The organism is Pseudomonas sp. W2Aug9 (assembly GCF_023127755.1).
In the GTDB taxonomy this organism is placed as follows: domain Bacteria; phylum Pseudomonadota; class Gammaproteobacteria; order Pseudomonadales; family Pseudomonadaceae; genus Aquipseudomonas; species Aquipseudomonas synxantha_A.
This window is the reverse complement of record NZ_SPKL01000035.1, coordinates 410,219-432,888: the sequence shown is the minus strand read 5'-3', so window position 1 is coordinate 432,888 and position 22,670 is coordinate 410,219. Positions and strand designations below refer to the sequence as shown.

The following is a 22,670-nucleotide window of genomic DNA, read 5'->3' as shown; positions in this document are numbered from 1 at the left end:
CGACTGACCGCTACCGGCCAAAAGCGGCCGATCGGCGTACTGTATGGGTGCGGAAAATTTCTTTGAGGGAAAACCCTCATTGCTGGGCCTGCGTCACGCTATTAGCATTGATTTCGACAATCGGCCCATTCGTAGGAGAAAACCATGACTACCTTGCAGAGTGACGACAAGCGCCCCACACCGGATCAGGCAGAGGACAATGCCTTTTTCCCCTCTCCATACTCGCTAAGCCAATTTACCTCGCCAAAATCTGATTTGAGTGACGCGGATTACCCTAATCCTTACCAAGGTGGCCGCTGGAAGATATTGCTGATCGGCGCCGACGAGCGCTATTTACTGACCGACAACGGCACCATGTTTTCCACCGGTAATCACCCGGTCGAGACGTTGCTACCCATGTACCACCTCGACAAAGCCGGCTTCGCGTTCGACGTTGCGACCCTGTCAGGCAATCCGGTGAAGTTTGAATTCTGGGCCATGCCTTCCGAAGATACCGAGGTAAAGAATTTCTACGCCAAATACCGCGAACAGTTCAAAAAACCCTTGAAGCTTTCCGATGTGGTCGAAAAGGCACTGGGCGAGGATTCGGATTACATCGGGGTTTTCATACCCGGCGGACACGGCGCGCTGATTGGATTGCCGGAGAGTGCCGACGTGAAAGCGGCTTTGCATTGGGCAATCACCAACGACAAATTTGTGATTTCCCTATGTCACGGCCCAGCAGCAATGCTCGCGGCGGGTATTGGAGAGTCGAGGGATTCCTACATTTTCAACGGCTACAAGATCTGCGCATTTCCAGACAGTCTCGACGCAAAAACGCCCGACATCGGTTATATGCCTGGGCATTTGACCTGGAAATTTGGTGAGCAATTGAAAGCCTTGGGAGTTGAGATCGTCAACCAGGATATTTCAGGTGCAACGCTCCAAGACCGCAAGTTGCTGACCGGCGACAGCCCACTGGCAGGCAATAATCTGGGCAAGTTGGCAGCTGAAGCATTGTTGAAAGAGGTCGCATCGTAGTGAGCGACGGGCCGGCCGAAACAGCGATGCGAGCTGCTCTGGAGATAGAGACGGCGCGCACACTTGAATCAATCAAGAAAGCCGTCAGGGGGTTTGCCACACCCTACGGCTATGATCGATTCGTGTTGTTTTCTGCATCGCCGGCAAGTGAAGAAGTGGTTGAGCATATCTACTGGGTCGAAGGCGATTGGTTCGATAACGGTCGATCGGTGGATGCCGAGACTTATGTTCGACATTGTCCGGTGACTCGCCACCTTCTGAATGCTCGGCAATCCTTCTTCTGGCAGAAAGAACAGGTCAAGGGAGAAGAGCGCTACCGGGTGATTCGTTCTCCAGGTGATCCAGGGATTCAGGGGTTGCAGGTACCAGTTTTCGGCCCGCAGGGGCTTGAGGGCGCGATGAGCTTGGGGGGTGAGCCGGTGGATGGAAGCGCGCGGGTTCGCTTGGGACTAAGCCTGGTTGCGACGGCCGCTTTTTTCGCAGCTAGGGGGTTGCTTGAGGCTCCACTGGACGAAGCGTTACAAAGCCTTTCCCCGCGAGAGCGCGAAGTCATGGAATGGACGGCTGCCGGAAGACGGCAAGCGGATATTGCAGCAACTCTCGGTTTGTCGGAGCGTACGGTTGAAAATCACCTGCGCTCAGCGCGCCGACGTCTGGGCGTGACAACGACAGCACAAGCCATCAGGATGGCCATCCGTAACGGCGATATCGATGGTTAAGGACGCGGCGAGATCGAGTGGTGGAACGTTTGGACCTCCGAGTAATTTCCTCAATGGGCTGATCTGAATGTCGGCTATTGGCCGATAGCTGTCAGTCGTTCCATAGGCAGCACGCCGTCGTGAACTGTGCCGGAATGCGTCTGAAGCAAGTGCTTTTCTTCCGTGCTGTGCTGATTATTGAGCTGGCAGTATTGGACAGGGGAGGGTGGGTTAAGGTTTATCCAAGCGCGGCCATCTGCATGTAAAACCAGGCGGGTCAGTCATGGGATTCCCCTTGTCTGTTCGTACTTGCGCCTTCAATTGTCCGACGTTGATCCGGGGCGTACTTTCCACCATTGGCGCGGTTTAGCTGCAGACGCTTGGAACGACCCGCTATGCCTGTAAGTCTACCTGTGTCTACTCACGGGTAAGGTACAATGCAATGGATAAGACAATCACCGTCGATCAACTGGCGACCACTGACCTGAGATCAATCAACGAGATATGGCTCGGCGGGACTCATACCCAGCTATGCCTATGGCGTGGCGAACAGGTCTTCACCCACGAGATGATGAGCGAGGGCACCCACGATCAGAATGTCAGACGTCTTTGCGTGAAGGTGGTCAACCCTGGCGATCACGCTGCTGTGGCCAACGTTGAGTTGATGGTGCGCTAACGGCTGGAAAAGATGGGGAAGGAAGGCGAGTTTTATCCGGCTGAGGAGACGGGCACTCATCGATAGCACCCAGCAGCTCTGGTAAAAAACAGGGTATCGGCTAGTCGTGAGTACCTCAGTACGCCGCGTCAGGATGTGTCGCGATTTCGGCTTTATGGGCAATTGCACTAATTCTGTATTTTGGCGCTCCTGTATTGTTCGTTCCACCAGGTGACAAGCTCAGCATGCTGCTCGTGAGTGATCCATGCGAAATTTTTGTTGTCCGCCGGGTCGCCCCCGAAGGCTAAGGGCTTCGTATACCACTTGATCTTGCCAGCGAAACGCTCGTCCGGTTCAAGGGAAATCTGCTGGGGGAGGGCAAACGGCGCGGCATAGGACGCATCGAGTGGCAGCGTCGGAATGGTAAACATTACTCCGGAAGAGTTGATGACGATAAAGTCGTCCCATCCTCTTAGACCTAATAGCGTGTACCCCGGAAGATAACGATCAAATCCGTAGGCCTTCATGGCAGCTAAGCTCTCATCCTCCGTGACGAGGATGAAATAGTCGTCGTTTTGCCAACCTTCGTTCATAAGGGGATGACTCACTTTTGGCAGACAGGGAGGTACTCAGTGTGCTACCAGCGTCTCGTGGCCGACAGAGAGCAACGGTTGCTTACAGTCGGATGATTGTCTGATCACAGAAGGGCTGCACTGTTTTGGTACAGGCGCAAATCACTGGGAGCGTAGACGTTGCCATTCATTCCAGCAGTCCTCAGCGATGAGGTCTGGATAACCACGATCTTCTTCCATTGCCAACGCTGCGCTGAAAGGCAAAGCGATGCAGGTGGATCTGTCTCGGATTTCACACACCTCAATCTCGGTAAGCGGCTGGCCCTTTTTATCCTCGGCGGCTTGCAGCACTGCCGCCAGAGCCGGCACAAAGACTAGACATAACGGATCTGTAGTCATCAGTTCTTCCCTGAGTCGATTAGAAATTGCATGGTAGGCCAGTTTCGGACATCAACATTACCTCGAAGTGCGAACGTCAAAGTTAGCGTAGCGTGCTGCTATGTGATGGCAGGAAAACCTATTTCGCTCGGCGGCAGACCTTCAACGATGATCCTGGAACGCTTAGGATTACTCACTCAGTTCAGTTCCATCATGGAGAGGGCCACGGTTTATGGATATCGAATTTCGCGGTAATGGCATGCGTGAAAATCCGTCTGTAGGTACATGCGACGAGTACGGCGTGAGCGGGATTACCAGCTTTGACGATTTGACCGAAGCTCGTCGTAAGATTGTTGAGGCGCACCCAGGCTTTAAACCTCTGTTCTCGCTCGATGACCTGCACCAGGCCCGCTACCCAAGCATCTTATAGATTCTTAGAGTTGAGTCTTCTCCTTCATTCGAGTGTCTATTCTGTTGTAACGTGAAAATACTAATTACTCAGGAAACTTCCATGTCCAAACTCGCAGAATTCCGCCAACTCGAAAAACACCTTGCCGAACAACTCCAGGCGCTCGAAAACCTCAAGGGTGACGCGGGCCTGAAGCAAGAAATTGAGTTCGAAACGAAGCTGCGCGATTTGCTCGCAAAATACGGCTATAGCCTGAAGGACGTGATCAACCTGCTAGATCCACAAGCAGCCCGTCGCGCTCCAGTATCTGAACCTAAAGTCACGCGCAAAGCTCGTCAGGTGAAGGTTTATAAGAACCCACACACCGGTGAAATCATTGAAACGAAAGGCGGGAACCATCGCGGCCTGAAGGAATGGAAAACTGAGCATGGCGCAGCGACTGTAGAGTCTTGGCTGAACAAGTGATTTTTGTGATTACAACAAAAGTGCCCTCAAGGGTAATGCCAGTCAGTTAAGCTGACTGGCATTTTTATTTCTGATCGGATACTTCGGTGATTTGAGCCGGATGGCGCGAGGATAAATACGCTCCTCTCGCCGATGAGGCAGGACATAGTGCGGGGCTGCCTTACTGGCATACGTTGTTCGATGTGTGTCCTGGGTTGCTCAAGTTAGATCCACCGGACGGCTTGAACATATTTCGAAGTTTCATGACCTGGGCATACCGCAATCATCCACCTCTGAACTGGACTTGCTACCTGAGTGTTTGTCGCTGGTTATGAGCTGGTGGGGGCAGCAAGCTGCCTCCCTACCGCTACCCTTACTTCGACATCCACGCAATCACGGCCTTGTAGTCTTCGGCGCTACAGTCCATGCACAGGCCCCGCGCCGGCATTGCATTAAAGCCTTCGGTCACGTGTTTGACTAATACATCGGTGCCTTGCTCCAAGCGGGGTTTCCATGCCGCTTGATCACCTTTTTTGGGTGCCATGGGTATCGATGCCTTTGATAGCAACTGCGGCGCCATCGCCAGTGATGGTGACTTTGGTGAACTTGGCTTCGACACCCTCAGAGAACACCAGACGCAACTCCTGCGGTGCACTTACCGTGCTATCAGCAGCCGGTGTTTCACTCTTAAGGTGAGCATGGGCAAACACTGAAGTGGCCGTTGCAAGGGATGCAAGCAATGCCACGGAGGTCAGGATTTTTTTCGCAAAATGAGCTGGCATCTTTATTACCTCTGGTTAACGACGAGTAATGGTTTGCTGCGAATTCGTACTCTGTATCGCTGAGGCCAGATGGGCCCCAGCAGCTATCCACATCAGAAGTCCAGGGTAAGCCCGGCGTACAAAGCACGCCCATCACCTGGTGAATGCAGGGATGCTTGGGCACCATCCGGGTCGTACCAAACGTATTCATAATAGCGGTTGGTGAGGTTTTTCAGCTGTAGATCGACGCTCACTGATTCGGTCACTTTGTAGGTCGCGCCGAGGTTCATTAGCACGTATCCGCCATACGTCCCTTTGGTGTTTTCTCGTTCCAGGTAGTAGTTGGTCTGGCCGTTCATCCAGGCCGTCAGCTGTAGCGCAGGTGTCGCTTCATAGCTGATCCCGGCGTTGTAAAGGTGATGGGGGATATGGTCGATTTCCTGGCCTTTACTGTTGGGCAAAGTGGCGCTTGGCTGGAGTATTTTCGAATACTGCCAAGAGTAGGCCATCCATATTTCAGTGCGTTCGTTTGGGTGTAGGTTCATCTGCAAGTCATAACCCCACCGTCGCGTTTCACCGACGTTGTCCGACTCGCCGCTCGGGTCGTTGAGGCGGCGACTGACTTCACCCGAGGCTTCTTGCTGCCAGTATGCGACGCGACCATCAATCCAATCCGCCGGGGTGAACTTGATGCCTGTTTCCCAGCCTTCATTGATTGAAGGTGCCAGATCGGTATCTCTTGGCGGGATTTTGTAGGCTGCCGCGCCGGTGCCAACTTGGAAGGTACGGCCCCAGTTGGCATAAAAACTGGCCACGTCCCAGGGCGAATAGACCACGCTAAGCTTAGGTTGTTTGATCAGGCCATAATCGTTGATATCGTAATCCAGGCCGGTCATTTCGTTGGTGAAATCCCCCTGGATTTTATCGACCCGATACGCCGGTACGATCTTCAGCGACTCGAAAGGTTTGATCTCAGCCTGGACGTAGGCGCCGTAGGTGTCGAAGTCGAACTGCTGATCTCGGGTAGTTGCCAGACGAGCACGGTCTTTGGTGCGATAACGCTCACTCTTGTTTTGCTGCTGCTGTACGTCTGCACCACCTTCCAAGGCGAAGTCATACAGCCAGCTGACCTCCGGTCGCCATGTCAGAGATGTGAGGGCGCCATATTGAGTTTCATAGGCATCACGTTCCTGTTGGGAGCTAGTGCGCCAATATTGCGTCCAGCGTCGATCATCGAAGGTGTTGACGTAGGTCTTCGCCGACCATGCGAGGTTCTCAGCCAAGTCTGTATCGAAATGCAGGCTGACCTGATTCATACGCCGAGTGCCCTTGTCGGTGGCGTTGAAACTGTTGGTCATGGTCGGATGATGGCGGGCATCATCTTCGGTCAAATAGCCAGGCTCCTGGGCCTCCGCTTCGTAGTGACGGGCGATCAGACCGATTCTGTAGCTGTCGTCATCCGGTGTGTAAAACCACTTACCAGACATCGAAAATCTGTCTGCCTGGGAATGATCCCTGTAGCCATCGGATTTTTGATAGGCAAAGAAGTAGTTCTGAGTCCAGTTGCTGCTTTCTATGCCCTTGGCGAGCTGGGTTTCCTGAGTGTTGAAACTGCCGTAACGAATCCGCGCCTTGGCGTAGTCACCACCGGTGCGGGTCAGCATGTTGACGTTACCAGCGATGTTGTTCAAACCATAGCGCGCATCACTGGTGCCTCGGACAACCTCGATACTGTCCAGCTCCATGGGGAAAATCATGTCCATGAACGGCATGTTGCCGTCGTTGCTGTTGCTCGGAATCCCGTCAATCAACAGTTTTACGGCGTTCACTTCGCCTTCGCCGTTAAAGCCACGGAAGGAGATTTTCCCTGAGGTCGTGCCTTGGTTGAACTCCGTGAGCATCACCCCAGGTGCTCGGCTGAACAACTCCCAGCTGTAATTGACTGGCATCTTTTCCAAGATATCTCCCCCGAGGATATCCACTGAGCTGAGTACACTGCTGGTACTCAAGGGGCCGCTGGCTGTGCCCTGGACGTTCACGGTGCCCAGAGTCAGGGTCGAGTCTTCGACTTTACTGGCGTCGGCCAGAGCCGAGCACAAAGGGGTCATGGCGAATAGGCCAACCGACATCAACGGCCATATGGAACGGGACACAGACAGACGCTTTACATGAGGCAAAGTAAGTGAAGCAGGCATAGCACGCACTTCCTGATGATCAAGAAACTTCAAGGCGTTTAGCGTCCATCGAGGCCGCTAACAAGTTTAAAGAGGCAGCGCCGGACAATGTCGCGGCGTTATGATCATGCGAAGGGAGAGGCTCGTGGACTTAGACGTGGCCACCGAATCCTAGGATGGAGCTTCGGCAGTTCAGGATTTTCGAGGGAAGTGTCGGATGTGTATAGCGGTAAAAAGTGTCGGTAGTAGTTGGAGGGAAGCGCTGCCATTCCAGCATGGCCACAGCAGCAATCACCGTGCTGCATAACCGTTTTTGACGGCGTTTGCTGGACAGTGTCGATTGTTTTCTTGAACCCCGGAGGTAAAGCTTGAGAACTGCCTCCCGAGCAGAATCCACCCCAAAGCATGAGCTGAACATCCGGCGTCTGCATAGCGCGGCTCAACGGCATGGCAAACATGTTCAGCAACACGGCCAGGCAGGCGATCCAAGGGCTTATGCGTTTCAACGAGGACATGTTCAAGGTCAGCGTAGAGGGGCGGTTATTTAGCCGGAATTAAGGAGCAATGTAAAAGTTTCATGCGTGCGCTATTTCGCCACAGGTAACGCCATTCCTTTCCCGAGATAGCTGGCTGACGAGTACGATCAGGCCATACGGTGTCACTGCGTCGGGGATCGCCTACTCCACGAAGCAGAATTCTACTTGCGGAGAGCTCGTCACTGAGCGATTACTTGAGGTCTTAGTAGAGAGGCGTGTTACCGGCGAGCCATCGTCCGACGAAATCGATAAATTCTTAATAATTCCGTCATGGGCTAGATCCGCTAATTCATCTTGAACCCGGCGCAGCAAGGCGTTGGTGGACTCCCCCGATTCGGCGCAGAGGGTAATGGCTACTAGGGTCAGAGGATGTACATTGAGTGGGCCGCTTAACGCGGTGATCATCTCTAGCGTTGGACTCGATTGACCGCGTTCTAGTTTCGAGACGTATGTCCGACTGCTGACTTCTGCCAGGTTTCTCTGGGTCAGCCCTCTACCAGCGCGCATAGCTTTAAGGACGGCAGCGAAAGCATTTTTGAGCGACATAAACACGTTCCTGATTTGAGCCAGTCCCTTTGAGCATGAATCTACTTAAAGTAGCCATTCTATACAGATGGAAACCCAAAGACGCCGCGATTGTCTAAGTCAATCGTTGAATTGACGCGCAGCCTCGACCTACAAGTGATTGCAAAAAGCGTCGAGCCCTTTGAACGGCTTGAGTTTCCCACGGAAATCACCTGCTGCGATCAGGTGCAGGGTCATCTTTAAGCAAACCGCAGCGCATGATTGACTTGGATTAACGTCTGCATGAACAAAAGTTTTTACTTGAGCGACTACAGCGCTTTTGGATGTTTAAGCAGCTTTGAATTTATGTTGAGTGTTGCTTACCCAATGTCGCATGAAAGGTGCCTACCAAATTGCCGAAGCAAAGAAGCTTATGTGGGGTTGGCCTCTGAGTCGATTCGACCCAATGATTTCAAATACAAAGATACGACTGTTCCCTTATCGGGTGCAGTATCTACCATGACGGTGCCCCCAGCGTTCTCTGCGAACTCACGGACTTGCGATAAACCCAAGCCCGTACCCTTTCCTCTTTCCTTTGTTGTGAAAAAAGGCTCAAAAATTTTAGCCGCAAGGTCACCCGGTATACCCGGCCCAGTATCAGTGACGCTGAGCACGACGTAATTGCCTCCAGCCAGCGCAACGTCACCCTCAACCCATACCAGTCGCGTTGAAATGCAGATACGGCCTGCCGCCCCAAGCGCATCTCTCGCATTCGTGAGAAGGTTCAAAACCGCCGCATTCAATTGGGCTTCTTCGCACATTACGACTGTGTTTGGAGCCGACAAGTCGAAAGCCAACTCAATACTTTCAGTAGCTGTGCGAAGCAATACATCACGCATTTCTTCAAGCCGAGCGTTAACGTCTAAGCAGACTAGATTCGGGCTGTCCAAGCGAACGCTAGAGAGCAGGTGACTGACTAGCTGCCGCCCTTGGTCTACCGCCTGCAACCCGGTATCGCTGAATTGCTCAACATCCCCCGGGCGTCTTGCTCGTAATCTTATCATCTGCAGGCTTGCGCTTAGCGCCTGAAGGATGTTGTTGAAGTCATGCGCGATACTTGCGGTCACCATCCCCAAGGAGGAGATACGCCTTGCGTGATGCAGTGACTCTTCTGTCAGTTGATTCAGAACCTTCGCCTGGGCGAGTTCTTTCTCCAGGATCTCTGCTCGATACTCACGTTGATGTCTAAGCAGTCGTAATTGCAGTAGTGAAGATGTCTGTCGAGCCAAAGCCAACAACGCTGTCCGCTGCTGCTCTGTTAACGTTCTCGGCTTTGTATCGATCACGCAAACCGTGCCAAGCGCGTGTCCCGTATCGTCAATAATAGGAGCTCCCGCGTAAAAGCGGATATGTGGAGGGCCAAGCACCAGTGCACTATTTTGAAATCGCGAGTCCAGTTTGGCGTCTTCCACAATCAACACGTCAGCGGGAGCCAGGATCGCATGGGCGCAGAAAGCCAAATCCCGATGAGTCTCCCTCACGTCCAGTCCAACACAAGCCTTGAACCACTGACGCTCTCTGTCCACGAGGGAAACCAGCGCTACAGGAACGTCGCACAATGTGCTCGCGAGCATCACGATGTCGTCAAATTCTTTCTCCGGAGCCGAGTCCAGCACCCCGAGATGCTCCAGCGACAACGCTCTTTCATCCTCGCTTGGAGGAAATGGGGCAGGAATGTGGGGCATCTGACTACGCATCGCTGGTGGAAGTAAGGGCGATGATGCTGTCTCGACTGCTCGTACAGCAAGGAATTGTTTCTTCATCCAGGCATTGCGAAACCTGCATCAAGGTAGCGCTCGACAGGTGTTCGACGAGTGGTCGTCATAAAAAGTGGAACTCCTGTTCACAGCCGCCAGTCAATTTTTCTGTCCAGACAGGACACGTATTCCTAACCGGGAGAAAACTCATGAGTGGCACATCTGACAAGATCAAAGGCCTGGCCAACGAAGCTATCGGTAATGTGAAGCAAGGTGTCGGCAAGGTCACTGGCAATGAGAAGCTGCAGGTAGAAGGGGCTGTCCAGGAAAAGAAAGGTGAAGCCCAGCAAGTGGTTGGCAAGGTCAAAGACGCCGTAGACAAGAAGTAACCTTAGGCGGGTAATACCTTCGCTGCGATGGCTATCAGCTGGTAGCCATTGTAGTCGGCTTATTAGTCTCGGAAGTTGACTCCACCCATTTTAGTTCCGGTCAGGCTAAATATTACTGACCGCTATCTATCCCTCTATTAACAGCCTGTCACGATGAGCAAACAGTCTTATCGTTTTTTTTAATATTTGGGTCGGCACTGCACTCCCCCGCATTCGCTTTGCCGACTTGCACCCTGTTGCGCATTGGTCGCCGCCGCTGCAGTCGCTATTGAGGCTTCAGATCCCTGGGATCTTCAATCGTCGCCATGGGCCGATTAGGAAGACATCGCTTACTCCATACTGACGCAACAGGCCGATTTTCATGGCGCAGCCTTGTAGATTTCTTACGTCAAAAATCCAAGGGAATAGGCGACGTCAAGCGTATAGCCAGCCTATGAGGAATGGGATTTAAGTAAAAATTTTATGGTGCAATTGAATCGGTTCTTGTGGTGCATTTGAACTCTCTTTGAACGTATGTCCATTCGCCATACTCAGACTGGTTAAGGCGCAAAGCCTTGCTCCTAAAACTCATGAAGGGCGTCTGTATGACCACTGTCTATGAAGCGAATCGTTCGTTATTCCGCGTGTCCTGGAGTTCGGTATTGGCCGGTAGTGCGATTGCACTGGTGACGTACGTAGTGCTGAGCGTTCTGGGAACCGCCATCGGTGCTAGCGCAGTGTCCCCGATGGAATCTGGTAATCCGCTCAGTGGTTTCGGTACTGGTGCTGGAATCTGGTTGTTCGTTTCTACTCTGGTGGCAATCGGAGTCGGAGCTTTCGTTTCTGGCAGGACGGCACCGGATCGTGGCGGCTTGCATGGCTTACTAACCTGGACAGTCACAACCTTGCTCACGACTTGGCTGTTGGCTGGCTTGGCCGCAAGCGTAGTTGGAACTGCAGGCTCCGTTGTTGGTAAAGGGCTCTCTACTGCGGGTAGCGGCATCGCAGCTGCAGCGCCTGGTATTGGTGACAGCGTAAAGAAGCAATTGAATGAACAAGGCGTACAACTCGACTGGAACAGCCTTCAGGGTGAGCTGGATACTTTGCTTCAGCAGAGTGGCAAACCTGAGTTGGCTCCAGCGAACGTGGAGCAAAAAGCTGATCAAGCTGCCGCTGACGGCAAGCAATCAGTGTCCAATGCAGCTACTAATCCTGCTCAGGCAGGTGAACAGTTGAAGCAGTGGTTCGAGCGCGTAAAAGCCTCCGGTGAGCCGGCGCTCAACGCTGCTGATAAAGAGGCTTTGGTCAACATTGTTGCTGCCCGCACCGGCAAGAGTAAGGAGGAGGCAACTCAGATCGTTGATAACTACGCTCAGGCTTATCAGCAAGCAATGCAGAAATTTGAAGAGTTGAAACAGCAAGCTGAGCAAAAGGCTCGTGAGGCTGGGGAGATTGCTGCCAAGCAAATTTCGCGCGCGGCGTGGAGCACATTGGCGATGCTTCTTTTGGGGGCGGCTCTGAGCTTCTTTGTTGGTCGCATGGCTCTGACCAACCGTCGTATCCCTTCGGTTTGATATAGAAAAGAGTCACTTGGGCGACAAGGATGTCGCTTTCGCTTCGTTTTTTTGGGGTTTAGGTAAAGCTCCGCTCATGGCTAATCACTTGTGGTTAAACACATCATGATCTGCTGGACGGAGTTAGCCGATTCAAATCCGGTTGGCGAGCAGTAAAGTGAATAGAGAGGCGCTCCCAGGAGCGCCTCTTTTTTTGGCGCTACTGACGAGCGGTCGTCAATAGCCAGCCTCCAGGTTATTTGTCTTGTTTGAAGCTCTGGCAGATCACGTCTAGGTCATCCCACGGCGTGCAGTGCTGCCCAGCATAACCAGAACCCGGAAGGTGCTCAAAAGCGTTCCCTCGTTGAGTCTCAGGCTGCTGGGAATGGCATGTCTTGCAGGACACAATGCCGCCAGCAAGACGCCAGCGAGTGTTCCAAGTAATCAAATCTTCGTTTGCAGTCATGACGTTATCCGGTTGCCAGCCCTCAATCATATCCGAGTAGATGCCAACGCATTAGCTTCGTTCATCTCGCTTCGGGAAACGGGAAGCGGCGATCATGAGTTTGATCCAGCGCGACTGAATGATAATGGCCCTTACGTCCATTTGAAGGATGTTCTCACGCGGTTGGGCTGCTCATGAAGAAGCTGCTGATGACACAACACGACAGCAACAGGCGAAAATCATAGTGGTATCAGCTCGTAGCACAAGCTTTCAGCTGAGTCGTCGAACGCGTGCCTGCATTTTCAGCGTGCGAGCTTTGAGGAAGACTCCTGAAACTCACGGAAATTGAACTAACCATCCGGCCCGTGCCCCTAACGATGTGCAGGTAATCCCTCGCTGCGGGGTTAAGTAGGTTCTCAGTTCCCACTTACACACGAAGGTCTGGTAAATCATGAAGAGCGAACAGGTAGAAGGTGTAGCAGAAAAGCTGGCCGGCAAGGCGCAGAGCGCGGTCGGGAAGCTGATTGGTGATTCGAAGATGGAAGCTGAAGGTGCTGGGCATCAAGCAGCTGGACAACTGACTAAAACCTACGGCGATACACTGGATAGCGTATTCACGTTCGTTAAAGAAAAACCAGTCACTGCACTCGCGATAGGTGCTGCAGCGCTGATCCTGATCAACCGCATTTTTCGTCGCTGAACGAGTTGGAGGTGTCTCCAACCTGGTGACACTTCCTGCTAAGTTGGGCTTACTGTGAGCTGATCCAACCTTCAAGTTTTTGCAGTCTGCCCATATCGAGAAGTTTCTGTTTTCCGGTTCCCAGAAGCGTGAAGAGCATTTGTCTGTCCTCTAGCGAGGGAAACCACTCAGCCATCTCGACATTGCTGTGCTTAGAATCGCTTAGAGTCCACTTAACGATCATGTCGGAAGCCGCTCGGTAATGATCGGCCATGAAGAAGCGTTTGCCTTCTGATGCCCAGCCTAGCTTCGCCAACTGGTCGGTAACGTCGCATATTCCAGCGTCACCAAAGAAGTCTGTGGTATCAGGATAATGAATACCTGCAAGCGACACTTTTGCCACGCTCGTATCTCTGTTGAAGTACGACAGAAAATGCCAACCGCCAGTTGTACTCCCAGCGTGCGGAAAGTTGATCGCAGCCTTGCCAGTGATGTAGTGCGTGCGGGAAACGCGTTTGAGATCAAAATCGAAAAACGGCTGGGTCATGGGAGCTTGCTGAGACGCGCCAAGCCCTGTCTTATGTGGCCCGCGTTCTCGCCTATTGTCTCCAGAGCACCACGTACGTTATTTCCTACATCCGCATGTCCGTGGGCTTCTACGTGGAGGGTCAGCTCCATGAGCGCAGCTTCGAGAGCGAGCTGATTTTGGTACATCCTTTCCAGCACATCCGACAACGAGTATTCCTTTGGCATTGATGTGGCCTCCTTCAGGGAAACTCAGCATAGCGCAGCACAAGAAATGAATACGTATCTAGAAAAGGCGAGCTGTCAGACTACTAGCAGTGGGTGGGCAGAGGGCCTTAGAGGGCCTTAGAAAATACGGGTAGAGCCACGATAGCCTAGAAAGCTATCGCGGTTGTTCTGCGTTTTAGCGGTTAGCGTCGGCCAAGCCAGCCTCGATGAAGCGAACGGAACTCTCCATAGCCTGCTGACCTTCTGGCAGCATGGTGGCGTAGAAGTGCCAGGCGTGGAACATCGCAGGCCATACTTCCAGGTTCACGCGAACTCGGTTATCAGCCAGGTGATTTGCAAGGCGTATTGCATCACTCAACATCAGCTCGTTCTCGCCGATCTGCACCAAGATTGGTGGAAGACCGGTGACGTCCGCGAACACAGGTGAGGCCAGAGGATGATTGGCCAATGTGTCGCCTAGGAATGCTCTGGCGAGGATGTCCAAGACAGGCTTGGAGTTCAGAGGATCCAGACCTTCACGGTTGCTCATGGAAGCACCGGTGTGTTCAAGGTTCGCCCATGGTGAGATGGAGGAGCCAACCGCAGGCAATGGAAGCCCTTTCGATTTAGCCGCGACCATGACGCTGACAACCATCGCGCCGCCAGCCGACTCGCCAGAGAACGCAATTTTGTTAGCCGGGATTTTCTGCTCAAGCAACCATTCGTAAGCGCGCAATGTGTCGTCAATTGATGCTGGGAACTTGTGCTCAGGAGCGAGGCGGTAGTCCGGCATGTACACACGAGCACCGAGCATTTTCGCGTAGTTGCCGCCGATACCGTGGTAGCCGTCTGGACGTCCTACAATGTAGGCGCCGCCGTGGATGTACATCACGACCGCGTCGGTTTTGATCTCGTCCGGAGTAACCAGTGTGCCTGGTACGCCACCCATGTCGACTGCTTCGAATTTAACGCCATCTGGCGCTGGATTTTGCGCGAGCATTTTTGCGTAAGAGTCACGGATGTCGCTCATTTTAGTGGTGGTATCGATTCCCTTAAGAACGGGTACCAGATCGCTAAGGCTATTGGCCCAGGTTTGGACGGCTGCTTGGACTTTAGTGTTCATAATGACCTCAATTGATCGTTGGGAGTGGATTAGCTAATTGAGATACTATGCTTAGTATTGGGGAATAGGGTTCCCCATAACAGGTGCTAAGCCGCCCGAACGTTGAGACCATCGAGGCCTTATGGAACTCCATAACCTGAATGATATTGCCGCGTTTGTGAGTTCGGTAAACGCTGGAAGCTTCACTGCGGCGGCAAAACAGCTTGGCCTTACGCGCTCTGCAGTGGGGAAGTCGATAGTCAGGCTCGAGGCTCGTTTACAGGTACGTTTACTGAATCGCACTACGCGTAGCTTGAGCATGACGGATGACGGCCAGGTTCTGTATGAGCGCTGCGTGGGCGTTCTTCAGGATCTGGATGACGTGGAGGATGCCCTTGCGTTTCGTCGTTCGACACCTAGTGGGCGACTTCGGATGAGTCTGCCGGTTGCGTTAGGGAGACTTCATGTCCTTCAGCACATTGAATGCTGTCTTAAGGACTGGCCCTCCTTGAGCGTGGATGTCACCTTTTCTGACAGGCTGGTCGACCTGATTGATGAGGGATTTGATTTGGCCATGCGCATCGGGCCACCGAAGGAAGATTCTCGGTTGTTAACGCGCACTGTGGCCTACCAACAAATGATTACCTGCGCTTCCCCCAAATATTTGGCTGAGCATGCCGAGCCTAAAACGCCGGAGGATTTATCCGAGCACCAGTGCCTGCATTTCGTGAGCGGTGGGAGATTGCTTCCTTGGAATTTTCGCGTGAATGGTAGCTCTGTGTCCGTTACTCACGGTGGAAGGCTACAGATGGACAGTGCTGAGTCATTACACCAGTCAGCTGTAGCTGGACTGGGTATCGCGACTCTTCCTTCCTACGTGGTGAACGACGATTTGAGGAGCGGCAAACTTGTTCAATTGCTCGCTGGCTATGCAGAGGCCGCAGAGCCTATTCGGGTGATCTACCCTAGTAAGCGGCACCTATCTCCAAAAATTCGACTCTTCATCGATAAGCTCGTGGAGGCTTGGTCACCATGCCCACCATGGGAACAGAATTCTGTTGAAGGTATTCGCTTACCTTGACCCCTGAGCGAGGCCCAGGCAGCTAGCTGAGAATTCACGAGCCTCATCAACTTTGAACTAATCATAACGCCCATGCCCTTAACACTGTGCTGATCGGCACCATTGACACGCGACTGACTTCCTCCATTTAAGGCGTTATGAGCGTTCGCGCGATTCACATGGCTATAGAGCCAGGCGAGCTTTCAAGCTGGCGACTTCCGCTTCAAGTTCACGCACGCGTTCGCTGGCCTCAAATTCGACGCTGACGTCCTTCTGGATGCCGATGTAATAGGTGAGCTGATCCGCCTCGTTAAAAACCGGAGTAATCGACAGCTCATTCCAGAAGGCACTACCGTCCTTACGATAGTTTCGAATGATTTGCCGGCAGGGCTCATGCATCTTTATCGCCTCTCGGATAACAGCCAAGCCCGTTTGGTCTCGGTCATCACCCTGCAGGAAGCGGCAGTCCTGATAAAGAATTTCGTCAACGCTGTATCCCGTCAGGCGCTGGAAGGCAGGGTTAGCGTAGATCAGGATGTTTTCATCGCCTTCCTGCTCCGCAATTACAATGCCATCATTGGAGGTTTCAACCATCAATTTCAGCAGTTCTGCGTCGATCATTTTCAGAGCTCGGTGAATTTCACATCATTCTAGGACAACGTGGGGGTTATGAGCGTTTTCGAGATCATTTGAAAGTATCTCTATGACTTACCAAGGTATTACCAGCGACCCGATGCGCTCTTCACATGTATCACAAGTCTCATCATGGACGCACTGCTGCACAAGAGCGCAGTGAAATGGTGGAGGGGGACTGTAATAAACCAGTCAGCGGCTGCAGATTCAATCTTCATTCCCGGCCTACCAAGGAAGACGTTCTCCGTTATAAGAGAAGAAATTACCACTGTCAGCAGGCTCTAATCGGTCGATCAGCGATAGTAATTCACAGGCGGCCACCTTTGCCGGCCTGGCGGCAGATGCACCTCGAAAAGGTTGAGACAGTGCTGATACAACTGTACCAGGGTGAAGGCTCAGCAGTCGGCTCTGAGGTCGCATTCTTACCAGTTCTATGGCCGCCGTTTTAATCAGCATGTTCAGTGCTGCCTTGGAGGCACGATAGGCGTACCAACCGCCCAGGCGGTTATCGCCGATGCTACCTACCTTGGCAGAGAGCATCGCCATTGCGCCATGAGCGTCCAGCAACGGCAGGAAGTGACGCAAAACCAGAGCTGGCCCAAACGTGTTGACTTGAAATACCGACTGCAAAGCGTCTGCTTCAATAGCGGAGTAACTTTTTTCAGGCTATATTTCGTCGCGATGAAGCAGACCTGCGGCATGCAGGATCAACTGATACGGTGCTTCTTCAGTCAATTCGGCTGCCGCTTTGGCGATACTGTCGGCATCCTCCAAGTCGAGGCAGGGAACACTGTTGCGCCCTAACTCACGAACATACGCACACCGTGGATCCTGATTGAGCAACTCACAAAACGCCGAGCCGAGCGCCCCACTGGCGCCTGTTACGAGTGCACGATAGCCTTCACTAAGGGAGTTCATCGTCAAGGGACTGTTCATCTAGGCTCTCCTGCGGTCTGATGCGATTTTTTGGTGTTAACCCCGTCGCCCTATCAGTTGCAGGAACTCGTGACGCGTAGAGGAGGATTCGCGAAAGGCGCCCAGCATCACGGATGAGGTCATCACCGAATTTTGTTTCTCCACGCCCCGCATCATCATGCACATGTGCTTCGCTTCAATTACCACCGCCACGCCGGCGGCATCGGTGATGTACTGAATGGCATCGGCAATTTGTTTGGTCAGGTTTTCCTGGATCTGTAGGCGACGAGCGAACATATCCACCACTCTGGCCACCTTCGATAGGCCCAGCACCCTTCCGGTAGGGATGTAGGCTACATGAGCCTTGCCGATGAAGGGCAGCATGTGATGCTCACACAATGAATACAGTTCAATGTCGCGTACGATGACCATTTCATCGTTTTGCGATTCGAACAATGCGCCATTGATCACTTCTTCCAGACTCATCGTGTAGCCATTGCACAGGTACTGCATCGCTTTGGCTGCGCGCTTGGGGGTGAGGTTCTCAACGATATCAACGGCGACTTGGTGACGCTGTACCGTGTTGTGCAGAACCACCTGGAAGATGCAAGCGGTGTTCTTGGCTTTCCTGCCACCGGGCATGGCCAGCCAAGTGCTGGAAAGCATGCCCAGCTGGCGCCAGGACGAACTGCTGTATCGCATTGCCAATCTCAATGAAATCAACAGCGATGTGATCCAGGAGCTGGAGCTGCTGATCGAGCGCAGTTTGTCGGTGCTCTCCAACCAGGGCTCGCAAGTGCGTGGGGTCAAGCAAGCGGCGGATATCCTCAACCGCTACAAGGGCGATCGTGACCAGATGTTCGAGTTGTTGCGTGCCCACGACAACAGCTTGGTCGAGCGCATTGAGGACGAGATGTACGACTTCTTCATCCTCTCGTGCCAGAGCGACGAAGTGCTCCAGGCGTTGCTGGAAGCCATTCCCTTGAGTGAGTGGGTGGTGGCGCTCAAGGGCGCCGAACCGGCGTTGGTCAAGGCCATCCAGGGCGCCATGCCGCGCCGCCAGATGCAGCAAATGGAAGCGCAGAACCGCCGACAGGGCCCGGTGCCATTGAGCCGGGTCGAGCAAGTGCGCAAGGAAATCATGGGCGTGGTGAGAGAGATGGCCACCGAAGGCGGCCTGGCCGTGCAACTGTTCCGTGAGCAAACCGTCGAGTGAGGAGTAGCGCGTGTCAATCAAAGTGATCAGGGGCAACGGCCGTGATTGGCGGCCCTATCGGTTCCCGCCGCTGCCGGACCGTGAGGCCCCTCAGTGGAGCGATGATCCGATTGCTTTGCAGCGTGCCGTCGCCGATGGGTTCCAGGAAGGTAATGAAAAAGGCTATCTGGAGGGCCTTGGCTATCGCGACCTTGCGGCGAGCAGTAGATATGGTAGTAACCGTTCTCCCCGCCGACGATGGCCAGCTCCACCGGTTGATCACTCAAACTGAGGATTCGCTGGCTCAACGAATGGGTATGCTGGATCAGCTTCTGCAATTGAGGCTGCTGGCTTTCCACATACACCACGCTGTGTTCACCAACCTGCTGGCGGCTCGCATAGAGCTGGGTCGGCAGAGTGATGAAGAAATTTGCCACCAGCACCGTCGCTGAAATCATGCCCAGAGTCCACTTGCGGCGCTTTCCCAAACGCACCGTCGGGACGCTGCTGTCCGCCGTTTGGACGCCGGTCGTCGGCGCGGCGCTCGCCGCCGGAGCGTCGATCAGGAACGCCGGGTTAAACCGGTAGCCACGGCGGGCCACGGTCTGAATGATCTGCCGGTCTTTTTCGTCGCCGAGAATTTTGCGCAGAGTATAAACCTGCTGATTGAGGCTGCCGGGCCCGACCACGCGGTCATTCCAGGCATGGGCGACTAGGGTTTGCCGGTCTATCACTTGGCCAGGTTCCTGAATCAGCCGCTCCAGCAGGCGACCACCTGAGAAACCCAGATCGATGCTTTGGGTGGTTTCACTCTTGAACAGGGTCAGTTTGTACAGCACTGGGCAGAAATACGCCGGTTGCTCTGAGTGACCAGTCTTAATGTTCGCAGAGGGTATGTTCATCAAGGTTCAGGGAGTTATCGGATTTGGGAGTGGGATTTTTCCATTTTGACTCTGCGTTTTATGCAAGAAATTTCTTAAGTTCCTCGCCGCGGGTGTTTTCATCAGGCCAAAAAAAAACCCCGAATCCATTCGGGGGCTGTCCTGGGGTGGCGTCCTGCCGGGTGAAACGCTGTAACTTAGCCCAGCAGCGACATAACCATGCCTGGCATTTGTGCTGTTTGCTTGAGCATCGAGATGCCCGACTGCAACAGCATCGAGTTCTTGCTCATCATCGAGCTTTCGCTGGCGAAGTCAGCATCCATGATTCGGCCGCGGGCCATTTCGGTGTTGTCTTTCATGTTGGCCAGGTTGTTGGCGGTGTGGTTCAGGCGATTGATATTGGCGCCGAACTGTCCGCGCAGTTCTCCGACGTTGTCCAAGGCGGCGCTCAGGCCGTCAATTGCAGTATTGGCATCAGCGCCAGTAGCGATTTCTGTACCTGCGGCCGGGGTGGCTGAATAACTCGCGGACAGGCCAGTCAAAGCAGTAGCCAGGGCGGCAGTTGAGGTCGATACATCCAGCTCCAGGGTTTCGGCGGCGGTAGCACCGATCTGGAATTGCACGGCACTGCCGAGTTTGCCAGTGGTACCGTCATTGCCAAACAGCTTCTCCCCGGCGTAAGCGGTGTTCTCCATGATATTGAACAGTTCTTTACCTAGCTCGTCGTACTCGGCCTGCATCGATTTGCGGTCGTCGTCGCTGTTCGTGCCGTTCGCCGATTGGGTGGCCAAGTCTTTCATGCGCTGCAGGATATCGGTCATTTCTCCAAAGGCGCCATCGGCGGTCTGCAGCAGCGAAGAGGCATCGCTGACGTTACGCATGGCCACGGCCATGCCTTTGGTCTGAGCGCTCAACCGGGTGGCGATTTGCAGGCCGGCGGCATCGTCGGATGAGGAGTTGATACGCAGACCTGTGCCCAGGCGCTGTTGGTTCACGGCCAGGGCGTTGTTGGTTTTGTTGAGATTGGTTTGGGTCAACAGCGAGGAGTAGTTGGTGTGGATAGTCAGGGCCATGGGGCGTGTTCCTTAAAGGTTATAAAAAAGTGCTGGCGATGAGTGCCTGCTGAAATCAACAAGGCGACACGTTGCGCTGACTTATTAAATCTTTTTTTGATTTTCCCCACGGCGTGCACTCCCGCAAACCTAAAATGGCCCCAGAGGGATCACGCCGCGCGCGTCACCACTCGCGACAGACGCCCAGACTTGGATTTTTTCAACTTGTGCGCGAGCCGCTTACACACCTGTTGCCATTTAGTTTATTTGCATTTTCAAGAGTGTTATCCATGACTATGCAAAATACCTAGTATATAAGCCGCTATGCCCCTTGCTATTGAAGTTAAGCAATATTTTGGAAACTTTAGACTTCTAAGTAGCCTGCCCCCGGCGGGCTCATCAAGGTGTAGGGCCGCTGCTTCTCTTCGGCCGTAACATCTATCCAGTACTCAATGCCTCCTGTTTGAACGCCCTACGCCCCCTAAAATATTAGCGACGTCGCTTGTGGCTTGGTGTTCAGCAGAAAAAATCATATCACTGCATCTGATATGAGTAGATAGGTTCTATAGCGCATCTTTTGATATTTGGCGTGGTCGAATGTTGGCCTACGTACAGTTATTTGTGGGCTGCCGGAAGGTCCTAGCTTATCGTCGTCTGCTGCTAATGATGTCAAGTGCGGGGCTCAGAATAGCTTCAGAATGCTAACTGAGAATGTCGACGCTTCACAGGGAATGAGTTGCAATAAGACGTGGTGAGATTATTAGTGTTTGACTGCCCATCGGAGCGATATTCTCACTGAATGATTACTTTATTGGCGTTTATATTTACAAAGTCTGCCCAATCTGACATCAGTATACGGCGCTTTTCTAGCAAGTCACTGCGCCAGTAGGCCGCCTCGGCGCCGTTGGCGACAACGTGAGCCAAAGCCATCTCGCAGACTTCGCGTGCATGGGGAGTACATTCAGCAGCCCAGTCCCTGAATGTGCTGCGAAACCCGTGAGCAGTAATGACTTTGTCATTGCTATCGCGCCAGCCCTTGCCGCCATCATCCAGGTCCTTTTGATCCATGCGGCGCAAAGTCATTAGCATGGACATATTGCTAATGGGCCGACCTTTACGAGCCCCTGGAAACAGCAACGAGCTACCTTTGATTCGTGGGAGAGCTTCGAGCAGTGCGATGAGCGCATCAGATAGCGGCACGGTATGAATTTTTCCCGCTTTCATTCGCACCGCTGGGATCGTCCATAGCTTGGATTTCAAATCAACCTCACTCCAGTCGGCTTCAAGAACCTCGCTGGTTCGGCAGGCGGTGAGAATTGTCATTTTGAGTGCGCAGGCGGATTGTCCTTCGACACTTTCAAGTGCCGGTATGAAACGAGACAATTCCGAGTAGGGTAATGCTGGGTGGTTTTGGGTACGTTTAGCCTTGGAACTCGGTGGCAGCAGCTTGTCGAGGTGTCCACGCCAGCGTGCTGGATTTTCACCGTCTCGTAGTCCACGCGCTTTGGCGGCATCGAGCACTAGTTCGATTCTGTTGCGAACCCTACTAGCTGTTTCGGCTTTGCTGCCCCAGATGGGTTTTAGAATTTCAAGGATGTTCTCGGTGGTGATCTGGTTGGTGGCGAGGTCACCGATGACGGGAGCGGCGTAAGTAGCTAGTGTGTTAGTCCACTGCTGGGCGTGTTTGACGTTTTTCCAGCCAGCACGATGAGCCTCTATGTAATCAACTGACACGTCCTGGAACGTGATGGACCTGCTTTTACGTTGCTGCTCAGCGGCCACCTGTGCCGCTCGTTCATCGTCACGGGCCTGTAAGGGGTCAATACCATCGCGCAGTAAACGGCGCTTGTCGCTGCTGTTTTGTCGAGCCTCCTTTAGGCCGATTGCAGGATAGGTGCCTAACCCCATCTCCCTGCGCTTTCCGGAGAGCTGGAAGCGCAGTACCCAGTATTTTTTCCCATTGGGCTTGATCAGGAGACGTAGGCCATCTCCGTCCTCGTAGGTACCCGGGGTCGTCAGATTTTCAATTTGCTTAGCGGTCAGCTTTCCCATGGGAATATCCTTTAACTATATTGTTCCCCCATTTGTTCCCCCACAAAGGCTAGGAAGGTGGCGAATTTTGGTGGATGTCTTGAGACGATGATAGG

At 53.2% G+C, this 22,670-nt stretch carries 21 protein-coding genes and 7 pseudogenes; 11 read left to right on the top strand and 17 right to left on the bottom strand.

Annotated features, from left to right (window positions below):
* Window positions 1–144: 144 nt before the first annotated feature.
* The 3 genes and pseudogenes from hchA to E3O56_RS22715 all read left to right on the top strand — a co-directional run bounded on the left by hchA (window position 145) and on the right by E3O56_RS22715 (window position 2,460).
* Window positions 145–1,020 carry a glyoxalase III HchA gene (gene hchA, locus E3O56_RS22725; protein WP_032880215.1) on the top strand — a complete coding sequence of 292 codons (876 nt, stop codon included), beginning with the start codon at window positions 145–147 and terminating at the stop codon, window positions 1,018–1,020.
* Between the two features lie 26 nt (window positions 1,021–1,046).
* Entirely contained in the window at window positions 1,047–1,739 is a 693-nt protein-coding gene (locus E3O56_RS22720; RefSeq protein WP_248129017.1) for a PA1136 family autoinducer-binding transcriptional regulator, read from the top strand.
* A 421-nt stretch (window positions 1,740–2,160) separates the two neighbouring features.
* Window positions 2,161–2,460, top strand: a pseudogene (locus E3O56_RS22715) (hypothetical protein).
* Window positions 2,461–2,561: 101 nt separating this feature from the next.
* Here the strand turns inward: E3O56_RS22715 and E3O56_RS22710 are convergent.
* Both E3O56_RS22710 and E3O56_RS22705 read right to left on the bottom strand, forming a co-directional pair.
* Window positions 2,562–2,966 (bottom strand): hypothetical protein, encoded by a 405-nt coding sequence (locus E3O56_RS22710; protein ID WP_248129016.1) that lies wholly within the window; start codon window positions 2,964–2,966, stop codon window positions 2,562–2,564.
* Window positions 2,967–3,107: 141 nt separating this feature from the next.
* Window positions 3,108–3,344 (bottom strand): hypothetical protein, encoded by a 237-nt coding sequence (locus E3O56_RS22705; protein WP_056789372.1) that lies wholly within the window; start codon window positions 3,342–3,344, stop codon window positions 3,108–3,110.
* 211 nt (window positions 3,345–3,555) lie between these two features.
* Here E3O56_RS22705 and E3O56_RS22700 point away from each other — a divergent pair, with 211 nt between their 5' ends.
* The 3 genes and pseudogenes from E3O56_RS22700 to E3O56_RS22690 all read left to right on the top strand — a co-directional run.
* Window positions 3,556–3,753 (top strand): hypothetical protein, encoded by a 198-nt coding sequence (locus tag E3O56_RS22700; protein WP_248129015.1) that lies wholly within the window; start codon window positions 3,556–3,558, stop codon window positions 3,751–3,753.
* Between the two features lie 81 nt (window positions 3,754–3,834).
* Window positions 3,835–4,197 (top strand): histone-like nucleoid-structuring protein, MvaT/MvaU family, encoded by a 363-nt coding sequence (locus E3O56_RS22695; RefSeq protein WP_248129014.1) that lies wholly within the window; start codon window positions 3,835–3,837, stop codon window positions 4,195–4,197.
* Window positions 4,198–4,352: 155 nt separating this feature from the next.
* Window positions 4,353–4,508 (top strand): annotated as a pseudogene (locus E3O56_RS22690) (putative natural product biosynthesis protein); the annotation flags it as partial.
* Between the two features lie 41 nt (window positions 4,509–4,549).
* Here E3O56_RS22690 and E3O56_RS22685 read toward each other — a convergent pair.
* The 6 genes and pseudogenes from E3O56_RS22685 to E3O56_RS22660 form a co-directional block, all read right to left on the bottom strand.
* Window positions 4,550–4,726, bottom strand: a pseudogene (locus E3O56_RS22685) (c-type cytochrome); the annotation flags it as partial.
* Window positions 4,722–4,958, bottom strand: a pseudogene (locus tag E3O56_RS22680) (copper resistance protein CopC); the annotation flags it as partial. The pseudogenes E3O56_RS22685 and E3O56_RS22680, both read right to left, overlap by 5 nt.
* Before the next feature lie 92 nt (window positions 4,959–5,050).
* On the bottom strand, window positions 5,051–7,045 hold the full coding sequence (locus tag E3O56_RS22675; protein ID WP_248129075.1) for a TonB-dependent receptor: 1,995 nt from the start codon (window positions 7,043–7,045) through the stop codon (window positions 5,051–5,053).
* A 191-nt stretch (window positions 7,046–7,236) separates the two neighbouring features.
* Window positions 7,237–7,626 (bottom strand): DUF2946 domain-containing protein, encoded by a 390-nt coding sequence (locus E3O56_RS22670; protein WP_248129013.1) that lies wholly within the window; start codon window positions 7,624–7,626, stop codon window positions 7,237–7,239.
* Window positions 7,627–7,788: 162 nt separating this feature from the next.
* Window positions 7,789–8,193: a helix-turn-helix transcriptional regulator gene (locus tag E3O56_RS22665; RefSeq protein WP_282446916.1), complete on the bottom strand. Its 405-nt coding sequence runs from the start codon at window positions 8,191–8,193 to the stop codon at window positions 7,789–7,791.
* 389 nt (window positions 8,194–8,582) lie between these two features.
* Entirely contained in the window at window positions 8,583–9,896 is a 1,314-nt protein-coding gene (locus E3O56_RS22660; protein WP_248129012.1) for an ATP-binding protein, read from the bottom strand.
* 221 nt (window positions 9,897–10,117) lie between these two features.
* Here E3O56_RS22660 and E3O56_RS22655 point away from each other — a divergent pair, with 221 nt between their 5' ends.
* The 3 genes from E3O56_RS22655 to E3O56_RS22645 all read left to right on the top strand — a co-directional run bounded on the left by E3O56_RS22655 (window position 10,118) and on the right by E3O56_RS22645 (window position 12,974).
* Complete coding sequence (locus E3O56_RS22655) at window positions 10,118–10,297, top strand: CsbD family protein (protein ID WP_058419427.1); 180 nt, start codon at window positions 10,118–10,120, stop codon at window positions 10,295–10,297.
* Between the two features lie 584 nt (window positions 10,298–10,881).
* A complete protein-coding gene (locus E3O56_RS22650) occupies window positions 10,882–11,850 on the top strand; it encodes a hypothetical protein (RefSeq protein ID WP_248129011.1) in 969 nt (322 codons plus the stop codon).
* Between the two features lie 875 nt (window positions 11,851–12,725).
* Window positions 12,726–12,974 (top strand): CsbD family protein, encoded by a 249-nt coding sequence (locus E3O56_RS22645; RefSeq protein ID WP_248129010.1) that lies wholly within the window; start codon window positions 12,726–12,728, stop codon window positions 12,972–12,974.
* A 49-nt stretch (window positions 12,975–13,023) separates the two neighbouring features.
* Here the strand turns inward: E3O56_RS22645 and E3O56_RS22640 are convergent, their stop codons facing one another.
* The 3 genes from E3O56_RS22640 to E3O56_RS22630 all read right to left on the bottom strand — a co-directional run bounded on the left by E3O56_RS22640 (window position 13,024) and on the right by E3O56_RS22630 (window position 14,808).
* A complete protein-coding gene (locus tag E3O56_RS22640; protein WP_248129009.1) occupies window positions 13,024–13,500 on the bottom strand; it encodes a hypothetical protein in 477 nt (158 codons plus the stop codon).
* Window positions 13,497–13,706 (bottom strand): hypothetical protein, encoded by a 210-nt coding sequence (locus tag E3O56_RS22635; RefSeq protein WP_248129008.1) that lies wholly within the window; start codon window positions 13,704–13,706, stop codon window positions 13,497–13,499. The genes E3O56_RS22640 and E3O56_RS22635 overlap by 4 nt, the downstream gene beginning before the upstream one ends.
* A gap of 175 nt (window positions 13,707–13,881) precedes the next feature.
* The gene (locus tag E3O56_RS22630; RefSeq protein ID WP_248129007.1) at window positions 13,882–14,808 is read right to left on the bottom strand and encodes an alpha/beta hydrolase; all 927 of its coding nucleotides are present in this window, start codon (window positions 14,806–14,808) and stop codon (window positions 13,882–13,884) included.
* A gap of 121 nt (window positions 14,809–14,929) precedes the next feature.
* Between E3O56_RS22630 and E3O56_RS22625 the strand changes: the two genes are divergently transcribed.
* Window positions 14,930–15,868: a LysR family transcriptional regulator gene (locus E3O56_RS22625; RefSeq protein ID WP_248129006.1), complete on the top strand. Its 939-nt coding sequence runs from the start codon at window positions 14,930–14,932 to the stop codon at window positions 15,866–15,868.
* Between the two features lie 162 nt (window positions 15,869–16,030).
* Here E3O56_RS22625 and E3O56_RS22620 read toward each other — a convergent pair whose 3' ends face one another.
* The 3 genes and pseudogenes from E3O56_RS22620 to folE form a co-directional block, all read right to left on the bottom strand.
* A complete protein-coding gene (locus E3O56_RS22620) occupies window positions 16,031–16,468 on the bottom strand; it encodes a PAS domain-containing protein (RefSeq protein ID WP_181643171.1) in 438 nt (145 codons plus the stop codon).
* A gap of 237 nt (window positions 16,469–16,705) precedes the next feature.
* Window positions 16,706–17,416: pseudogene (locus E3O56_RS22615) on the bottom strand (SDR family NAD(P)-dependent oxidoreductase).
* Between the two features lie 36 nt (window positions 17,417–17,452).
* Window positions 17,453–17,932: pseudogene (gene folE, locus E3O56_RS22610) on the bottom strand (GTP cyclohydrolase I FolE); the annotation flags it as partial.
* Window positions 17,933–17,996: 64 nt separating this feature from the next.
* On the opposite strand from folE, the pseudogene E3O56_RS22605 reads away from it, so the two are divergent.
* Window positions 17,997–18,611 (top strand): annotated as a pseudogene (locus tag E3O56_RS22605) (FliG C-terminal domain-containing protein); the annotation flags it as partial.
* 26 nt (window positions 18,612–18,637) lie between these two features.
* Here E3O56_RS22605 and E3O56_RS26825 read toward each other — a convergent pair.
* The 3 genes from E3O56_RS26825 to E3O56_RS22585 all read right to left on the bottom strand — a co-directional run bounded on the left by E3O56_RS26825 (window position 18,638) and on the right by E3O56_RS22585 (window position 22,575).
* The gene (locus E3O56_RS26825) at window positions 18,638–19,429 is read right to left on the bottom strand and encodes a winged helix-turn-helix domain-containing protein (RefSeq protein WP_348984345.1); all 792 of its coding nucleotides are present in this window, start codon (window positions 19,427–19,429) and stop codon (window positions 18,638–18,640) included.
* 239 nt (window positions 19,430–19,668) lie between these two features.
* Window positions 19,669–20,544 carry a lateral flagellin LafA gene (gene lafA, locus E3O56_RS22590; RefSeq protein WP_248129005.1) on the bottom strand — a complete coding sequence of 292 codons (876 nt, stop codon included), beginning with the start codon at window positions 20,542–20,544 and terminating at the stop codon, window positions 19,669–19,671.
* 771 nt (window positions 20,545–21,315) lie between these two features.
* Window positions 21,316–22,575, bottom strand: a complete 1,260-nt coding sequence (locus E3O56_RS22585) for an integrase arm-type DNA-binding domain-containing protein (RefSeq protein ID WP_248129004.1) — start codon at window positions 22,573–22,575, stop codon at window positions 21,316–21,318.
* Window positions 22,576–22,670: the final 95 nt, after the last annotated feature.

Excerpts from the sequence above, each read along its gene's own strand:
- E3O56_RS22625 (WP_248129006.1), top strand. The coding sequence starts at position 14,930 with ATGGAACTCCATAACCTGAATGATATTGCCGCGTTTGTGAGTTCGGTA.
- E3O56_RS22705 (WP_056789372.1), bottom strand. The coding sequence starts at position 3,344 with ATGACTACAGATCCGTTATGTCTAGTCTTTGTGCCGGCTCTGGCGGCA.
- lafA (WP_248129005.1), bottom strand. The coding sequence starts at position 20,544 with ATGGCCCTGACTATCCACACCAACTACTCCTCGCTGTTGACCCAAACC.
- E3O56_RS22660 (WP_248129012.1), bottom strand. The coding sequence starts at position 9,896 with ATGCCCCACATTCCTGCCCCATTTCCTCCAAGCGAGGATGAAAGAGCG.
- E3O56_RS22635 (WP_248129008.1), bottom strand. The coding sequence starts at position 13,706 with ATGCCAAAGGAATACTCGTTGTCGGATGTGCTGGAAAGGATGTACCAA.
- E3O56_RS22710 (WP_248129016.1), bottom strand. The coding sequence starts at position 2,966 with ATGAACGAAGGTTGGCAAAACGACGACTATTTCATCCTCGTCACGGAG.
- E3O56_RS22670 (WP_248129013.1), bottom strand. The coding sequence starts at position 7,626 with ATGTCCTCGTTGAAACGCATAAGCCCTTGGATCGCCTGCCTGGCCGTG.
- hchA (WP_032880215.1), top strand. The coding sequence starts at position 145 with ATGACTACCTTGCAGAGTGACGACAAGCGCCCCACACCGGATCAGGCA.
- E3O56_RS22620 (WP_181643171.1), bottom strand. The coding sequence starts at position 16,468 with ATGATCGACGCAGAACTGCTGAAATTGATGGTTGAAACCTCCAATGAT.
- E3O56_RS22665 (WP_282446916.1), bottom strand. The coding sequence starts at position 8,193 with ATGTCGCTCAAAAATGCTTTCGCTGCCGTCCTTAAAGCTATGCGCGCT.
- E3O56_RS22650 (WP_248129011.1), top strand. The coding sequence starts at position 10,882 with ATGACCACTGTCTATGAAGCGAATCGTTCGTTATTCCGCGTGTCCTGG.
- E3O56_RS22720 (WP_248129017.1), top strand. The coding sequence starts at position 1,047 with ATGCGAGCTGCTCTGGAGATAGAGACGGCGCGCACACTTGAATCAATC.
- E3O56_RS22585 (WP_248129004.1), bottom strand. The coding sequence starts at position 22,575 with ATGGGAAAGCTGACCGCTAAGCAAATTGAAAATCTGACGACCCCGGGT.
- E3O56_RS22630 (WP_248129007.1), bottom strand. The coding sequence starts at position 14,808 with ATGAACACTAAAGTCCAAGCAGCCGTCCAAACCTGGGCCAATAGCCTT.
- E3O56_RS22645 (WP_248129010.1), top strand. The coding sequence starts at position 12,726 with ATGAAGAGCGAACAGGTAGAAGGTGTAGCAGAAAAGCTGGCCGGCAAG.
- E3O56_RS22640 (WP_248129009.1), bottom strand. The coding sequence starts at position 13,500 with ATGACCCAGCCGTTTTTCGATTTTGATCTCAAACGCGTTTCCCGCACG.
- E3O56_RS22655 (WP_058419427.1), top strand. The coding sequence starts at position 10,118 with ATGAGTGGCACATCTGACAAGATCAAAGGCCTGGCCAACGAAGCTATC.
- E3O56_RS22700 (WP_248129015.1), top strand. The coding sequence starts at position 3,556 with ATGGATATCGAATTTCGCGGTAATGGCATGCGTGAAAATCCGTCTGTA.
- E3O56_RS22695 (WP_248129014.1), top strand. The coding sequence starts at position 3,835 with ATGTCCAAACTCGCAGAATTCCGCCAACTCGAAAAACACCTTGCCGAA.
- E3O56_RS22675 (WP_248129075.1), bottom strand. The coding sequence starts at position 7,045 with ATGACCCCTTTGTGCTCGGCTCTGGCCGACGCCAGTAAAGTCGAAGAC.